Raw genomic sequence first — 16,315 nt, forward strand, 5'->3', positions numbered from 1 at the left:
AGCTTATCGAATGATGTTAAAAAGATGACACATCTGACATAAAAAAACTAGACCTCCTAAGAGATCTAGCTCATTAATGCCACCATTAACGCCTTTTGCGCATGAAGTCTATTTTCCGCTTCCTGGAAGACCACGGATTGCGGACCATCAATAATCGATGCCGTTACTTCTTCCCCGCGATGTGCTGGTAAGCAATGCATAAAGATGGCGTCTGCTTTTGCCTGGGCAAATAATGCATCATTGACCTGATAGTTAGCAAAAGACTTTTCTCGTTCCTTTTGCTCGGCTTCCTGCCCCATACTGGCCCAAACATCCGAATAAATCACATCGGCATCCTTTACTGCTTCTGTTGCATCTTCGGTTACTATTACCTCACTGCCGTTAGCGAAAGAAGAAGCCAGCTCGATGATCTCAGACTTTGGCTGATAGTCTTTCGGTGCAGCAATGGCGACATCCAGCCCCATTTTGGCACAGCCGATCATCAGTGAGTGGGCCATATTGTTGCCATCCCCTATATAAGCAAGCTTACGACCTTCTAAAGAACCCTTCTCTTCTTGAATCGTCTGTAAATCCGCTAATACTTGGCATGGATGATAATCATCAGTCAGACCATTAATGACTGGAACCGTGGCGTTTTCGGCTAGATCTTCGACATCCTGCTGAGAAAAGGTACGGATCATGATTCCGTCAAGATAACCGGATAATATCTTGGCCGTGTCGGAGATAGTCTCCCCCCTGCCAAGCTGAATATCATTGGAGCTCAGGAATAAACCCATTCCTCCAAGTTGATAGATCCCTGTCTCAAACGATACCCGCGTTCGAGTCGAGGACTTTTCAAAGATCATTCCCAATGTTTTTCCGTTTAGTGGCTGATAAGGTATTCCGTTTTTATGTTTTTTCTTTATTTGAGCTGCTAGTTCCAACAAATAAGCAATCTCTGCCTTGGAGTAGTCGGCCAATGTCAGCATATCTTTTCCTTTTAATTGTTCTTTAAAACTCACGACTTTATCCGCTCCTTTTTATTCAAATCTGGTTTGTTGCTCCGATACATTTGCATGGAAATTGGCGTCTCCCACGTTTTCTTTGTTGCTGTAAGATATGCCGTTAACGTATCATTGGCGGTGAAATGCAGGGTATCTGATCGTAAAGCCGCTTCACGTAATAACATATGCTCATCCCTTTCCCCGTTACGATGGGTATCGGCAATCAAGGCATAGCTTTCGTCGAGGCAATGCTGTTCTGCGCTGGCCAACGAAATGACCTGATGCTGGATGCCCTTTTCAGCTAATAAAACAGAGGTAGCTTGATCCGTTTCCAATACCGCTTCGACCGATTGTAACTGAACAGCTAGGCTCTCATCCAGTTGCTGCAATGATAAGAAAATGACATCCTCACTAGTAACTTGCTTCAAACTGCCTTCTTTCCAACCAAATGCCTTGGACATTGCCTGATCTACTGTAGAGCCTAAACCAATGGCTTCACCTGTTGATTTCATCTCTGGTCCAAGGATGGGATCCAAGCCTGGTAGTTTATTCGAGGAGAATACCGGCATTTTCACGGCATAGAAAGGAACTTCTTCATGTAAGCCAAGCTTCCATTCCTGCTCGTTTAAGGCTTCGCCCATTTGTACCCGAGTAGCGAGATCGACCATCGGCACGCCTGTCACCTTACTGGCGATGGGCACCGTACGCGAAGCACGTGGATTGACTTCCAACACATACATCGTTTCCCGATCGGCACTCAAAACGAATTGAATATTCATAATCCCTTTGACAGACAATTCTTTAGAAATAGCCTGCGTATACTGCTCAATTTGTTTCTTATGGCTGACCGTCAAGTTTGGTGCTGGAAAAATAGCGACACTGTCACCGGAGTGGATGCCGGCTTTTTCTACATGTTCAAAGATACCTGGTATGATAACATCTTCCCCATCACAAATGGCATCGATTTCCACCTCATATCCTTCCACATAACGGTCAATCAATAATGGAAAAATCCGCTGCCCTTGGGCATTAGATTGTAATTCTTCCAAGTAGGCGCTTAGCTGTTCCTCATGATATAGGATCACCATTCCTTGTCCGCCAATAACGTAGGAAGGGCGCATTAACACAGGGTAACCGATTTGCCGTGCAACGGCCTTGGCTTCAGATACTGCTGTAACCGTATCTCCGGGAATATGTGGTATATTTAATTGTTGCAATAATTGATAGAATAGGTCACGATCTTCTACCGCTTCAATCGCCGATAATGCAGTACCGGCAATCGGTACACCGGCCTTCTGCAGTCCATCTGCCAGATTGATAGCAGTTTGTCCACCAAACTGAACCAGTACTCCTTCTGCTTGTTCTTTTTCCACCACATGTAAGACATCTTCTGTCGTCAAAGGTTCAAAATACAGGTGATCTGCCGTATTAAAATCGGTACTAACCGTCTCGGGGTTGTTATTAATCACGACGGCATCTACGCCTTGACCTTGTAAGGATTTTGCTGCGTGTACCGAACAATAATCAAATTCCACCCCTTGGCCAATCCGAATCGGACCCGAACCGAGCACTACCATTCGCTTTTCTCCGCTAAGCGGCTCTACTTCATCATACTCATTCCATGTGCTGTAGAAATAAGGGGTTTCTGCTGAAAACTCAGCCGCACAGGTATCCACCATTTTATAGGAAGGGGCTAGCTGCTCTTCCTTGATCTTCTGCTGGATCTGCTGCACATTTACTTGAAGCAGATCTGCCAGTGTCTGGTCAGAAATACCAAAAGACTTGGCTTCTTTGATATCTGTTGCCGTCATATGCTGCCATTGTTTTTCCTTGATGGCCTGTTCTTTCTCGATCATGGCGGCCAGTTCATATAAAAAGTAGTTATTAATCAGCGTAATCGTATGGATCTGTTCCACGCTCATTCCTCTTCGTAATGCCTCTGCTACCATAAACAGACGCTGGTCGGTTGCTTGGTCTAATGCCCGTTCTAATGCTTGATCGGACAGCTTTTCTATGCCTGGTAAATGCAAGGAATCCAGGCCAATCTCTAAGGAGCGGATCGCCTTATTAATTGCCATGGGGAAGTTACGGGCCAAGGCCATCACCTCACCGGTTGCTTTCATTTGCGTTCCTAAGAGACGATCGGCCTGCGTGAATTTATCGAAAGGCCAGCGCGGAATCTTGGCTGCAATATAATCAATCGATGGCTCGAAGCTTGCATAAGTGTCACCCGTAATCGGATTAAGTACTTCATCCAAGCGATAGCCTAGTGCCACTTTGGCCGCAATACGGGCAATTGGATACCCCGTTGCTTTCGACGCTAGGGCACTCGAACGGCTCACTCGCGGGTTTACCTCGATAATAATATAGTCATCATTGTCTGGATTAAGGGCAAATTGAATGTTGCATCCGCCTATCACACCAAGTTCTTGAATAACTTTTACGGATGAGGTTCGTAACATTTGATACTGGCGATCCGTCAATGTCTGCGATGGTGCCACAACAATACTGTCACCGGTGTGTACACCGACTGGATCAAAGTTTTCCATATTACAAACGATAATGCAAGTATCATTGTCATCACGCATGACTTCATATTCGATTTCCTTCCATCCCTTCACACTCTGTTCAATCAGGATTTGATCAATCGGGCTGTAATGCAAACCATTTTTTACAATCGTGCGTAATTCAGATTCATCATTGGCGATGCCTCCCCCTGCCCCACCAAGTGTATAAGCAGGACGAACGATAATGGGATAGCCGATTTGCTCAGCAAAGCTGACAGCTTCCTCCATCGATGACGTAGATAAGCTTTCGGCGATAGGTTCGTTAATCTCTTTCATCATCGATTTAAAAATTTCTCTGTCTTCCCCTTTCTGGATCGTTTCCAGCGGGGTCCCTAATAAGGTGACGCCATACTTCTCTAATACTCCGGCGTCGCCTAATGAGATCGCCATATTTAAACCTGTCTGGCCTCCTAATGTCGGCAAGATGCCATCCGGTCGTTCTTTTTCAATAATATTGGTAATCGACTCACAAGTAAGCGGTTCTAAGTATACCTTGTCGGCAATATTCTCATCCGTCATAATCGTTGCCGGATTGTTGTTGACTAGGATAACTTCTACCCCTTCTTCTTTTAAGGCTAAACATGCCTGTGTGCCGGCATAATCAAATTCGGCGGCCTGCCCGATGATAATTGGACCGGAGCCGATTACAAGTACTTTTCTCATATCTTCTTTCTTAGGCATGCTGTTTCTCTCCCTTGGTAATGTACTGCTGGATAAAGTCGACGAATAAATGGTGGGCGTCAATCGGACCTGGATGTGCCTCCGGGTGAAATTGAACACTCATCAAGGGTTTGGTTTTATGTTTTAATCCTTCCACGGATTGATCATTCACATTAATATGGGATACGTCCCATTGTTCGATATTCACGGTTGTATCATCGACGACATAGCCATGATTCTGTGAGGTCATCATCACCTTGCCTGTCTGCAAATCCTTGACCGGATGATTACTTCCTCGATGACCATATGGTAAACGCTTGGTCGTCGCACCATGTGCTAGGGCAATCAATTGATGACCCAGGCAGATCCCCATGGTCGGGAAGTTTTCCGATATCTGTTTAATGTTCGACGACAGATGAGCAAGTGCCTGTGGATCACCAGGTCCATTGGATAATAGCACCCCATCTGGATCGATCGATTGAATCTCAATAAAGGACGTGTGGTATGGCACAACCGTTACGTCGCAGCCTAGTTTTACTAATGACTTGGCGATCGAATGCTTATAGCCAAAATCGATAACGACCACATGTGGTGCCTCTGGCAATCCCGTGTGATACGTTACCTTTTCTGCAATCGATACGGTGGAAACAAGATTGGATTCAACTTCCGTCACGGCCGGCTGATCGTTTACATAAGAGGTGATCTTACCATACACCTCGCCATGCTCCCGAATAATACGTGTTAACGCCCGGGTGTCAATCTCTGCTAAGGCTGGAATCTGATATTCTTCCAGCATATTTATTAATGTATGGGTTGATTCATAATGTTCTGGATTCTGACTGATTGTTGATACAAGGAACCCCTTTAAAGATGGCTTGATACTTTCATAATCCATATCATTCCAGCCATAGTTCCCGATCAATGGATAGGTCATCGTAACGATTTGACCTGCGTAAGAAGGGTCTGTCATGACTTCCTGGTATCCTGTCATCGCTGTATTAAACACCAATTCACCCTCGGTGTGTATTGGTGATCCGATCCACTTACCTTCTAATACATCCCCTGTATTTAACACAAGATAACCTTTTGTTGTTTGCATGATCTATTTCCTCCCCTAACTAGCAAAATAACATCCCTTTTTTTCTATATTTATAATTATACTATATAATTTATATTTATGCATTTATTTCAGCAAATTTTTTTGAGAAATTTTGCTTTGCACATAACTTTAGCTTCATTTTACTGAACTGTGGAGTCTGTCAAAGTAGAAACTTCCTTTATGCTTCACTTCATTTCTTTGATCTTCTGGAATCTGAAAGAGGAGAGTTTATGGATGGTCAACACAATGATAAGAATCATTATTATCGTACAGAAAATCACATCTTTTACAGATAGGAATTTTATTTGATGAAAAAAGACAGCTCCGCTAATCTGGAACTGTCTTTTTTGTCTAGTAATTATCGTTTTTCCTTAAGAAGAAGCTTTTTTCAGCACGTTCACTTTTTCCTCATAGGTCTTGACCCACGACTGGGTATCGCTTAGCCGCTGCTCGGCATTGCTGATCTGATCTTCTACTCGATTCTTGGCGGTCCCGCCCACGATATCACGAGCGTTCACCACGGTTTCTGGCGCTAATACGTGGTAGATATCTTCTTCAATATAGTCAGAAAATCCTTTAAAATCGGCTAGACTTAAATCTAATAGATACTTATTTTCCTGAATACAATGCAAGACGACTTGTCCAACCACCGCATGGGCCTCGCGGAATGGCAGGTCCTTGTTGACCAAATAGTCTGCCAAATCGGTAGCATTGGAGAAATCTTCTGCGACGGCGGCATACATATTGTCTTTCTTTACATCCATCGTTTCCACCATCGGAGCGAACAACGCCAACGCTCCTTTTACTGTTTCAAAGGTATCGAACATGCCTTCTTTGTCTTCCTGCATATCTTTATTATAGGCAATCGGCAGGCCTTTTAGTGTTGTCAGCATACCGATAAGATTGCCATAGACACGGCCTGATTTGCCTCTTACCAGTTCAGCCACATCCGGATTCTTTTTCTGCGGCATCATACTGCTTCCCGTACAGAAGGCATCATCTAGTTCAATAAACTTGAACTCGGCACTGGACCACTGAACAAACTCTTCACTAAGACGAGATAAGTGCATAATGACTAAGGAAGCATTGGATAAGAATTCCACGACAAAGTCACGATCACTTACTGCGTCCAGGCTGTTCTCAACGACTCCATCAAAATGGAGCTTGTCAGCCACATAATGACGGTCGATCGGGAAGGTAGTCCCCGCTAGTGCCCCCGCACCAAGGGGAGAGCGATTCACTCGCTTAAAACTGTCTCGCAAACGTTCGATATCACGTTCAAACATCGATACATAGGCCATCATATGGTGGGCGAACAAGACAGGCTGTGCCCGCTGCAGGTGTGTGTACCCCGGCAGAATCGTATCAAGATTGGCATTTGCTTGTTTTAACAGCGCCTGCTGTAAGGCAGCCAATAGATCAACCAGTGTTACTAAAGAATCCCGCAAGTATAAACGCATATCTAAGGCCACTTGGTCATTCCGGCTTCTGCCAGTGTGTAATTTACCACCAACAGCACCGACTTCATCGGTCAACAGCTTCTCGACATTCATATGAATATCTTCGTTGATCTCGCTTAATTCCGCCTCACCTGCTTCGATTTTCTTAGCGACTTTCTCCAGCCCCTGCTTAATCGTTTCGGCGTCTGCTTGTGAGATAATCTCGCATTTTGCCAGCATTTCTACATGCGCCAAACTGCCTTGAATATCATACTGCGCCAACTTTTGATCAAAGCCGATCGAAGCCGTGTATTCATCTACTAATTCATTGGTTGGTTTGGTAAAACGTCCGCCCCATAATTTCATTGCTTCACAGATTCCTTCATATCAATTTTTGTTTTTTCCATAATCTTTGCCTTATCGGCGTGTACATTGTTAACCGTGGAATGCATTTTCGTTGGTAAGCCCCATAATTTGATAAATCCTAAGGCCGCTTCATGGTCAAATTGATCACCATGGCTGTATGTTGCCAGTTCTAGATCATATAAGGAATTATCTGATTTACGTCCTGTCACAAAAGCCTGTCCTTTATATAACTGTACCTTGGCTACACCATTGACATATGTCTGTGTTTCTTCAATAAATGCTTTTAAAGCGTCTGTTAATTGCGTAAACCATAGACCGTCATAAATCGCTTGTTCTAATTGCTGCTCTACGACTGGCTTGAATTTCGTTACCTCTCTTGGCAAGGTGATCGATTCAATCTCCTGATGTGCCTTAATTAAGGTGATCGCAGCAGGGGCCTCATAGATTTCACGTGATTTAATACCAACCAAACGATTTTCAACATGGTCAATTCGGCCAACACCGTGCTTACCAGCAATATCATTTAACTTCAAGATTAACTCATGTAATGGATAAGTTTGACCATTTAGTGCAACTGGTTTACCTTGTTGAAACTCAATTTCAATCGTTTCTGGCTCGTCAGGTGCCTCAAGAGGAGATACCGTCAATTCAAAAGCATCCTCTGGTGCCTCTGCCCATGGATCTTCTAGTATGCCACATTCATTAGCACGTCCCCAAAGGTTCTGGTCCACACTATACGGGCTGTCCAAATCAATCGGGATCGGAATGCCATGCTCTTTGGCATAGTTGATCTCTTCATCTCTTGTCATCTTCCATTCACGCACTGGTGCCACAATCATTAATTCTGGATTTAAAGAATGGAAGGCCACATCAAAACGCACCTGGTCATTACCTTTTCCAGTACAACCATGCGCAACGGCTACGGCACCTTCTTTCTCTGCAATATCCACTAATACCTTGGCAATCAACGGACGGGATAAGGCTGATACTAACGGATATTTATTTTCATACATTACATTCGCTTTTAAAGCAGGCAGAACAAAATCTTCGGCGAAAAGCTGTTTCGCATCTACCGAATAGGATTTTATCGCTCCGACATCAATCGCTTTGTTTTTGACAAACTCCAAATCTTTACCTTCACCAACGTCCAGGCCAACTGCAATGACATCATAATTATATTTATCTTGTAAATATTTTATCGCTACGGATGTATCCAGTCCCCCAGAATACGCCAATACTATTTTTTCTTTTGCCATGAAATAATCTCTCCTTCATATCCATCGATAAGTCGTTTTAGTAATTATGTATTATTATGCACTATTAAGTATAATAATTCAAGTGTTAAACTTAAATTCATTAAAAAAATTCTATATCTCGTTTAAATATTACGACTTTTTGAACGTCCTTTCCAGTGATAGCTGTTTTATACAGAATGGTGAATAAAAATAAATTCAGTAACATTGTAACCTTTTTGTAAAGAGAGCGTCTATTATATAACTAATATCGCATAAGGGAGGATTCTATGGTATGAAAAAAGTCATGATTATCTTATTATTTATTGGCTTATTGGCTGCTTGTTCTAAAGATCAAGAAGACACTAGCGAGCAAGAAGCGATTAGTGAAAATAACGAAATAGCCTTGGACAACGCTGCTGATCGAGCAGAAGAATTATCACCAAGTGACGCTAATGAAGAAGCCACGGATACGGAAGAGATGGAGGAACAACCAACGGAAGGACCCATTGAAGAAATGACTGAGCGTAAAATTATTTATCACGCCAATTTGAGTCTGGAAACAAATCAATTCGATGAGGCCATTCGTTTTGTCGAGGAAGAGACTGAATCGTATCAGGGATATGTAGTGCATTCCAGCCTGTCGAATCAATCCGGCGAGGATAACCGTGTGGCAACGATGACTTTGCGTATCCCAGCAGCGGACTTTGAAGCATTTATGGAAACAATAGAAGAAGGAAGCGTTCATATACTGGATAAATCAGTAAACGGTGAGGATGTAACGGAAAGCTATGTTGACCTAGAAGCACGTCTATCTTCCAAAGAGGTAGTCGAAGAACGCTTATTATCTTTTATGGAAGAGGCAGAAAAAACCGAGGATTTATTGCAGATATCCAATGATTTAGCTGCCGTTCAAGAAGAAATCGAGCAGCTTAAGGGACAAATGAATTACCTGGAAAACCAATCCGACTATGCCACGATTGATCTTCATTTAACAGAACGCAATGTTTCGTTACCGTCTGTGCAAGAAGAATCGGCTAGCACTTGGGATAAAACGAAAGAACAATTTATGAATAGTGTAGGAGCACTGTTATCTTTTGCTTCTGGTGTATTTATCTTTGTTATCGGCAATCTACCCGTGATTGGTTTACTTGTGATTGTTTTAGGCATGCTATATTTCTTGATTCGCAAGTTTAGAAAAAAAGCAGTAGGAACGGACCAGAGCAAATGATGGTTATGCTGAGCAGGATGGTGTTAAAGATTATGGGGATGTGGGATGGATTTATTGTTTCGTGAATAAGATGGTGCGATTCTTATGGACTCGGGAGCGGGATTTGCGCTCTCCAGTCCGCGAGATCCATTCTTACGGACAACATTTCGCTATTGCACTAATTTTTGTCTGTTAGATTCATTCTTACGGACAACATTTCGCTATTGCACTAATTTTTGTCTGTTAGATCGATTCTTACGGACAACATTTCGCTATTGCACTAATTTTTGTCTGTTAGATCGATTCTTACGGACAACATTTCGCTATTGCACTAATTTTTGTCTGTTAGATTCATTCTTACGGACAACATTTCGCCATTGCACTTAATTTTGTCTGTTAGATCGATTCTTACGGACAACATTTCGCCATTGCACTAAATTTTGTCTGTTAGATCGATTCTTACGGACAACATTTCGCCATTGCACTAATTTTTGTCTGTTAGATCGATTCTTACGGACAACATTTCGCCATTGCACTTAATTTTGTCTGTTAGATTCATTCTTACGGACAACATTTCGCCATTGCATCATTTTTTATCCGTAAGAAATCACTACGGGGCTGTGTTATTTCTGCTTTCCGTTTTATTCCCATAAATCCAGCTATCAAATAGAAGATACCTCCCAAAATAGCTGTGCCATATGTGAGCATGGTGGAGATAATGGCAAAGAGAATGAGCAGGATACTGGCAGCGATTGGCTTTTTGTTTTTTCGAAACATCAAGCTGGAGATGATAGCAACCAGCACACTACCAATCGTTACACCGATTACAATAAATAAAATCTCGATACCACGTGATAACTCATTATTTTTCTGTGGGTAGCCTGCTTCCATTCCTTCGTGCAGCACCAGCGTGAAATAAAATACCAATTAGACAATCATTCCAACCATGATAGCGACAACTTCCCATTTTCTACTTATTTTAATCCCACCTATCCCCTACCAACTACGTCTTATCTTGTTATAAAAAAATGCAGATTGCCTTTATCGCATCTGCATTTTCACTTCCTTAATACTGTTCCATATTCACTTCAGGTTTCGGCTTACGGACTAAGCCCATGATACCGGCGATTACATAGAAAATACCAGCAAAGATGCCCAAACCAAATGTAATTAATGTAGAAATGACACCAATAACAAGCACAATAATACTTGCAATCTTTGGTTTGTTATCTCCTTTGTATAAGATACAAGCGATAATACCCGCAATAATGGCAATGATCGAGACAACAATCAAGAAAGTACCAAGTGAACCAAGTAGCTCAAACGCGGCATTAACCTCTTCTTGAGTCCCCTCCAATTGTGGATCTTGGCGCATCGCCTCGTCCATAAACTCCGGATTACTATCCATCATCCGAAATAATCCTCCAAAGAGTGCACCAAATGCGTAAACAACGGCACCAATTACTGTTAACACTACCTCTACCGTTCGTTTCATCCTTTCAACTCCCTTACTGTTTTTTATAATGTATGTAGAATTGCCATACTTCTATGATAAGAAACCTATATGACAATATACCATATTGAAAAGATATTGTCTTTATCAAGCTCTTATTCCTATTAATATACGAATCTCTGCATTGATACGTTTCATTTTTATCAAAATTCTTTTTGCCTGAGTGCTCCATGTCGCACAGAACCCACACCCTCACCAAAAGATACAGCATGCTTAATCGCGGCATAGACAAATTGTTTACTGATTTCAATAGCCTGAAGCACCGGAGTGCCCTTAGCTAATTCTGCCGTTAGACATGCAGCGTAAGTACAACCCGCCCCACTCGTATGTTTCGTATCAATAGCAGGGGTCTGAAACAACTCAATGGACTGGCCATCATAATACAAATCGATCGCCTCCCCATCCACGATACCGGCCTTTAATAAAACAGACTGTGGTTGAAAATTGTATAGGTCGATAACAGCTTGCTTCAACTCTGGCAAGGAGTTAGAAATAGGTCGTCCTAGCAGTTTCTCTGCCTCTAAACGATTGGGCGTAATAATAGTAGCTTGCGGAAAAATCGTCTCTTTAATCACTTCAATCGCGTCATCTGCCAAAAGCTGAGAACCCATCTTACCAATCATCACTGGGTCAACAACAAGATAAGGAACCTTTATATCCCGCAATAAACGACTTACCTGTTCGATCACCTCTGTCGAAAAAAGCATCCCTAATTTAACAGCATCAATGCCTACCTTTTCTGTTGCTACATAAAATTGGGCAGCGATTGCCTCTTTATCTTGAATAAATATACCCTTTTCTGTGTGGGGATTATTGGCTACGATTGCTGTGATGGCTGCCATACCGTACACATCGCATTCTTGAAAAGTTTTTAAATCGGCTTGAATCCCCGCGCTTCCATGTGCTGCTGCACCGGCAATCGATAATACTCGCTTCATTTCTTGCACCTCTATCCTAAATGTAAAACTTCATAGGGTGGAGAGGTCTCCCCACTCTATACTTGATGTGGATCATTGCCCATTACACTACGATAAAAAACCAGATCACCATCATAAGCTGAATCACTATTTTCGCTAAGTTACCACTCAAAAAGCCGATAAAGGAACCAAAGGCAGCCCTGCTTGCTTCTGGCAGGCTCTTCTTTTGCAGAAGTTCGGTAATGATAACTAACGCAAATGGCACGATAATAATACCAAAAGGAGGCACGATGAACGACCCAACAATAACCCCGACGGCTGCTATTCTTTCTCCCGCCTTACTGCCGCCATACTTTTTGACAAAATAACTATTGGCAATAATATCCGAGGCAATTAGAATAACGGTTAAAATCGCCATCGCAATCCAAAAAATGGTTCCGATATTCTCAGAAGTCAGCGTGAATTGGTAAACAAGAAAACCGACCCACATCACCAAAACAGACGGAATAATCGGAAAGATAATCCCGGCAAATGCCAAGACAAAACAAATAATGATAATCAGCCACCATAGTATTTCCACTGTGATTCTCCATTCTTCATTTTAGTCTCTTTCATTATACTTGAAAAAGTGTAAAAGGAAAAATAGGACCTTGCAGAAACTGACTGCAAGATCCTTCACTGGTTTGCTTATTCTCCGGCTAATACGTCGGCATATGCCTTAGCATATGGTGGCAAATCAGGTGGACGACGGCTGGAAATAATATGACCATCAACAACTACTGCTTCATCTTTCCAAAAAGCACCTGCATTGGTCATATCGTCCTTAATCCCTGGTGTACTGGTGACCTTGACGCCACGCAAAATTCCTGCTGATATCAGTACCCAGCCAGCATGACAAATCTGACCAATTGGTTTCTTCGTCTCATGCATATGACGCACCATTTGCAACACTTCAGGATAGCGCCTTAATTTATCCGGTGCCCAGCCACCCGGTACAAGAATACCATCATAGGATTCAGCATCCACCTCGGTAAAGGCTAAGTCGGATTGTGCCGGCACACCATATTTACCCATATAGGTTTTGCCAGCTTCTTTCCCTACTAAATCAACAGCCGCTCCTTCTTCACGAAGCCGCATAACAGGATACCATAGTTCTAAATCCTCGAATTCCTCATCTACTAACGCTATCACTTTTTTATCCTTTAATCGCATCTGTTTACCTCCTCTTTCCCATAGTGTATCAGAAACAGACAAGCTCGATCGAATGATTACTCTTTTGTAAAAGAGGCGCGAAAGGCAGCGGCTGCTTGTTTGGGATCAGTCGCTTGACTAATCGCTGTAATGATCGAAACACCGTCAACACCAGCCTCAATCAAGGAAGATGTGTGTCTCTGTTGGATACCGCCAATCGCCACCAGCGGAAGCGCGCCAATTTGTTCCCGGATCGCACGCACACCATGTTCACCAATGGGCTGTTTGGCATCTTCTTTCGTACTCGTCGCATAGATAGGACCCACCCCGATATAGTCAGCCCCATCTTGTTTGGCCTGTACTGCCTCTGCTGCATTCGTTGCGGAAACCCCAATCAGCCAATCGCCTGGCACTCGGGCTCGTACCTCTTGAATCGGCATATCATCCTGCCCGACATGCACCCCATCTGCGCCAATTTCCAAAGCAAGATCAATTTCATCATTCACGATAAAAGGAACCTGATAACGATAGCACAAGGCCTTCATTTCCCTAGCCAGCTGCTGCTTTACTGCACCTGTTTGTGCCTCTTGCCCTTTTTCACGAAATTGAAACATAGTAATGCCACCCTGCAGCGCCTGTTCTAACACATGAAGTGGGTCTTCTGTGGTATTGTTGCTGCCCATAATAAAATAAACCTGTAATAATTCTTGCCTCATCCACTTGTACCTCGCTCTATTCGTTGATTATTCACGATATCCTCTACACTCAAACGATTTAACTCATTTAAGAAAGATACTTGAAAACTGCCAGGATGGTTACTTCGTTCAGCCGCTTTTTCAGCTGCTATTCCGTAATAGCTCACCGCCGCTGCTGCCGCTTCTAATAAATCATCCTCCACCGTAATAAAAGCGGCTACTACAGCCGTCAGTAAACATCCCGCACCAGTAATCTTGGTTAATAAGGGGTGCCCATTACTAATGACGATTAGCTGCTCTCGATTAATCAATACATCTTGCGCACCGGTAATCACTAATGGAACCTGCAAACGGTCAAAACCTTGTTGCGCAATCTCTTTCATTGGTAAATCTTGCGCACCCTCTACTCCCTTCACTTCTGTCTTTACTCCAGCCAAGCTTGCTATCTCACCAGCATTTCCGCGAATACAGGCAAGATCCACTTCTTGTAAAATTCGTTCAGCAGATGCCATACGAAATGCGGTTGCCCCTACACCAACAGGATCAAATACAACGGGAACTCCTGCTTTATTGGCCGTCTTCCCCGCCAAAATCATCGCATCCACTTGTTCTTGTGTCAGGGTACCAATATTTAAGACAAGAGCGCTTGCCTGCTGGGCCATCTCTTCTACTTCTTCCTTGGCATGCGCCATTACCGGTGCAGCGCCAACAGCATACAAACCATTTGCTGTAAAATTCATCACGACTTGGTTAGTTATATTATGAATAAGAGGCTGTTCCTGACGAACTTGTTCCATTAAGTGTTTCATGATAACTCCTCTCTTTGATAAGGTAATCCTTGCAACCGGTGTCCCCAATGATTGGTTGGACCATTCCCCTTACCAAGCTCTAATGGATATTGAATAGCATCCGTAATAAATGCTTTGGCTAGCTGTACTGCTTCTTTAATCGATTTTCCTTTTGCCAATTCGGCCGTAATTACTGCCGAAAACGTGCATCCTGTTCCATGTGTGTGCTTCGTATTCACTCGCTTGGCCTTGAGATACTCGAAAGACACGCCATCATAAAGGATATCCGTTGGTTCATCGGCTAAGTGACCGCCCTTAATAACAGCTGCTGCTGCACCCAGCTCTTTCACGATCACCTTAGCTGCCTTTTCTGCCATTTGACTATTCGTTATTTTGAAATCTACCAACGTCTCTGCCTCCGGAATATTCGGCGTGACAACAGACGCGAGTGGTACAAGCTGGTCACGAATCACTTGTTTGGAAGCCTCATCCATTAAAGAATCTCCACTGGTGGCTACCATGACAGGATCTATAACATAAGGCTTATCAGCAGTCTCTATCTTTTGAGCAATTCGCTCCATCATCGCTACCGTTGCAATCATACCTGTTTTTATCGCTTGCGGTGAAATATCGTTTAATACCATGTCTAGCTGCTTTTCAATAAAATCCACATCTAAATGCCGTACTTCTTGAACACCTAGCGTATTTTGGGCTACTACAGAAGTTATCACACTCATGCCATATACTTCCCGTTCTTGAAAGCTCTTTAGATCCGCCTGGATACCAGCACCCCCGGTTGGATCGGTACCCGCTATGGTTAATGCAGAAGCTACTTTACTCATTCGTTGGTCTCCCTTCTAAAGCAAACGGCCACTCCTCTACTTGATAGGCCATTTCCCAAAACAGATATTCTAACTGACAACTTTTAATAAAGGCTTGTTTCGCTTTTTCCTTCTCCTGTTCCCTTACCCCTTCCGCCCACTCATCTAAACGTTGACATAGTTCGGTGGTAATGGAACCTGTTTCCGGATTGGCATAAAATTGAATCCAGTCATAGAATGGGTGATCTTCTGTTGGCTGATACACCTCATTTAAATGCTGCCCGATCTCCAAATAAGTCCATGGACAAGGAAGCAATGCGGCGATTAGTTCTCCCATACTTCCTTGCTGCGCCACACTTTTCATATGCGTAACATAATGATGAGCAGATGGTGGTAAAGGGTATCCTTGTAAGTCATCATAATGAACTCCCGCCACCTGACAAAGGTTGTGATGCGGATGAATCTCACTATGAAGGATAAAGCTGATCTTCTCATGGAAATAGGCCATTTCCTTTCTTGTATCACCCTTAGCGATCGCGATCCCATAGATATTGATAAAGGCATTAAGATATTCATAATCCGCCTTGACATAGTGGATAATCGCTTCCTTATGCAAATCCCCTTTTCCAATACCCACTACAAAAGGATGTTGGAAAATCCCTTGATAAATATCGTCTGCTGCTGCTCGTAATTCTTCACTAAATGTCATCTCGTTTCCCTCCTGTTTTTTAAATGATAACCTCATATTGACATGCAAAAAAAACCGCCCCACTAATAAAAGCGGAGCGGTTTTCGTATCATTGATTCATCAAATACAAGGTATATTTATCCCAT

General features: G+C 43.0%; 15 protein-coding genes. 1 reads left to right on the top strand and 14 read right to left on the bottom strand.

What is annotated here, in order from left to right; all coding sequences use genetic code 11:
• Nucleotides 1–65: 65 nt before the first annotated feature.
• From argF to BN6556_RS04175, 5 genes are all read right to left on the bottom strand, one after another.
• Complete coding sequence (argF, locus tag BN6556_RS04155) at nucleotides 66–968, bottom strand: ornithine carbamoyltransferase (RefSeq protein ID WP_066188964.1); 903 nt, start codon at nucleotides 966–968, stop codon at nucleotides 66–68.
• Between the two features lie 29 nt (nucleotides 969–997).
• Nucleotides 998–4,231 (bottom strand): carbamoyl-phosphate synthase (glutamine-hydrolyzing) large subunit, encoded by a 3,234-nt coding sequence (gene carB, locus BN6556_RS04160; protein ID WP_066187591.1) that lies wholly within the window; start codon nucleotides 4,229–4,231, stop codon nucleotides 998–1,000.
• The gene (locus tag BN6556_RS04165; protein WP_066187593.1) at nucleotides 4,224–5,309 is read right to left on the bottom strand and encodes a carbamoyl phosphate synthase small subunit; all 1,086 of its coding nucleotides are present in this window, start codon (nucleotides 5,307–5,309) and stop codon (nucleotides 4,224–4,226) included. The genes carB and BN6556_RS04165 overlap by 8 nt, the downstream gene beginning before the upstream one ends.
• Before the next feature lie 371 nt (nucleotides 5,310–5,680).
• Entirely contained in the window at nucleotides 5,681–7,114 is a 1,434-nt protein-coding gene (gene argH / locus BN6556_RS04170; protein WP_066187596.1) for an argininosuccinate lyase, read from the bottom strand.
• Nucleotides 7,111–8,370: an argininosuccinate synthase gene (locus BN6556_RS04175; RefSeq protein WP_066187599.1), complete on the bottom strand. Its 1,260-nt coding sequence runs from the start codon at nucleotides 8,368–8,370 to the stop codon at nucleotides 7,111–7,113. Before BN6556_RS04175 ends, argH begins: the two co-directional genes overlap by 4 nt.
• Before the next feature lie 271 nt (nucleotides 8,371–8,641).
• On the opposite strand from BN6556_RS04175, the gene BN6556_RS04180 reads away from it, so the two are divergent.
• On the top strand, nucleotides 8,642–9,577 hold the full coding sequence (locus tag BN6556_RS04180) for a DUF4349 domain-containing protein (RefSeq protein WP_066187602.1): 936 nt from the start codon (nucleotides 8,642–8,644) through the stop codon (nucleotides 9,575–9,577).
• 540 nt (nucleotides 9,578–10,117) lie between these two features.
• Here BN6556_RS04180 and BN6556_RS04185 read toward each other — a convergent pair.
• The 9 genes from BN6556_RS04185 to tenA all read right to left on the bottom strand — a co-directional run bounded on the left by BN6556_RS04185 (nucleotide 10,118) and on the right by tenA (nucleotide 16,190).
• Nucleotides 10,118–10,483: a hypothetical protein gene (locus tag BN6556_RS04185; RefSeq protein WP_066187607.1), complete on the bottom strand. Its 366-nt coding sequence runs from the start codon at nucleotides 10,481–10,483 to the stop codon at nucleotides 10,118–10,120.
• 139 nt (nucleotides 10,484–10,622) lie between these two features.
• On the bottom strand, nucleotides 10,623–11,051 hold the full coding sequence (locus BN6556_RS04190) for a DUF4064 domain-containing protein (RefSeq protein WP_066187611.1): 429 nt from the start codon (nucleotides 11,049–11,051) through the stop codon (nucleotides 10,623–10,625).
• Nucleotides 11,052–11,212: 161 nt separating this feature from the next.
• Nucleotides 11,213–12,007, bottom strand: a complete 795-nt coding sequence (thiD, locus tag BN6556_RS04195) for a bifunctional hydroxymethylpyrimidine kinase/phosphomethylpyrimidine kinase (RefSeq protein ID WP_066187614.1) — start codon at nucleotides 12,005–12,007, stop codon at nucleotides 11,213–11,215.
• Nucleotides 12,008–12,089: 82 nt separating this feature from the next.
• Nucleotides 12,090–12,566 (bottom strand): DUF456 domain-containing protein, encoded by a 477-nt coding sequence (locus BN6556_RS04200; RefSeq protein ID WP_066187618.1) that lies wholly within the window; start codon nucleotides 12,564–12,566, stop codon nucleotides 12,090–12,092.
• Nucleotides 12,567–12,673: 107 nt separating this feature from the next.
• Nucleotides 12,674–13,198 (bottom strand): type 1 glutamine amidotransferase domain-containing protein, encoded by a 525-nt coding sequence (locus BN6556_RS04205; protein WP_066187621.1) that lies wholly within the window; start codon nucleotides 13,196–13,198, stop codon nucleotides 12,674–12,676.
• A 56-nt stretch (nucleotides 13,199–13,254) separates the two neighbouring features.
• Complete coding sequence (gene thiE / locus BN6556_RS04210) at nucleotides 13,255–13,893, bottom strand: thiamine phosphate synthase (RefSeq protein WP_066187624.1); 639 nt, start codon at nucleotides 13,891–13,893, stop codon at nucleotides 13,255–13,257.
• Complete coding sequence (gene thiM, locus BN6556_RS04215; protein ID WP_066187627.1) at nucleotides 13,890–14,681, bottom strand: hydroxyethylthiazole kinase; 792 nt, start codon at nucleotides 14,679–14,681, stop codon at nucleotides 13,890–13,892. The genes thiE and thiM overlap by 4 nt, the downstream gene beginning before the upstream one ends.
• Entirely contained in the window at nucleotides 14,678–15,502 is an 825-nt protein-coding gene (gene thiD, locus BN6556_RS04220; RefSeq protein ID WP_066187630.1) for a bifunctional hydroxymethylpyrimidine kinase/phosphomethylpyrimidine kinase, read from the bottom strand. Before thiD (BN6556_RS04220) ends, thiM begins: the two co-directional genes overlap by 4 nt.
• Nucleotides 15,495–16,190: a thiaminase II gene (gene tenA / locus BN6556_RS04225; protein ID WP_066187633.1), complete on the bottom strand. Its 696-nt coding sequence runs from the start codon at nucleotides 16,188–16,190 to the stop codon at nucleotides 15,495–15,497. The genes thiD (BN6556_RS04220) and tenA overlap by 8 nt, the downstream gene beginning before the upstream one ends.
• Nucleotides 16,191–16,315 lie beyond the last annotated feature (125 nt).

This window comes from Gracilibacillus timonensis (assembly GCF_900086715.1).
Taxonomy (GTDB): Bacteria; Bacillota; Bacilli; order Bacillales; family Amphibacillaceae; genus Gracilibacillus; species Gracilibacillus timonensis.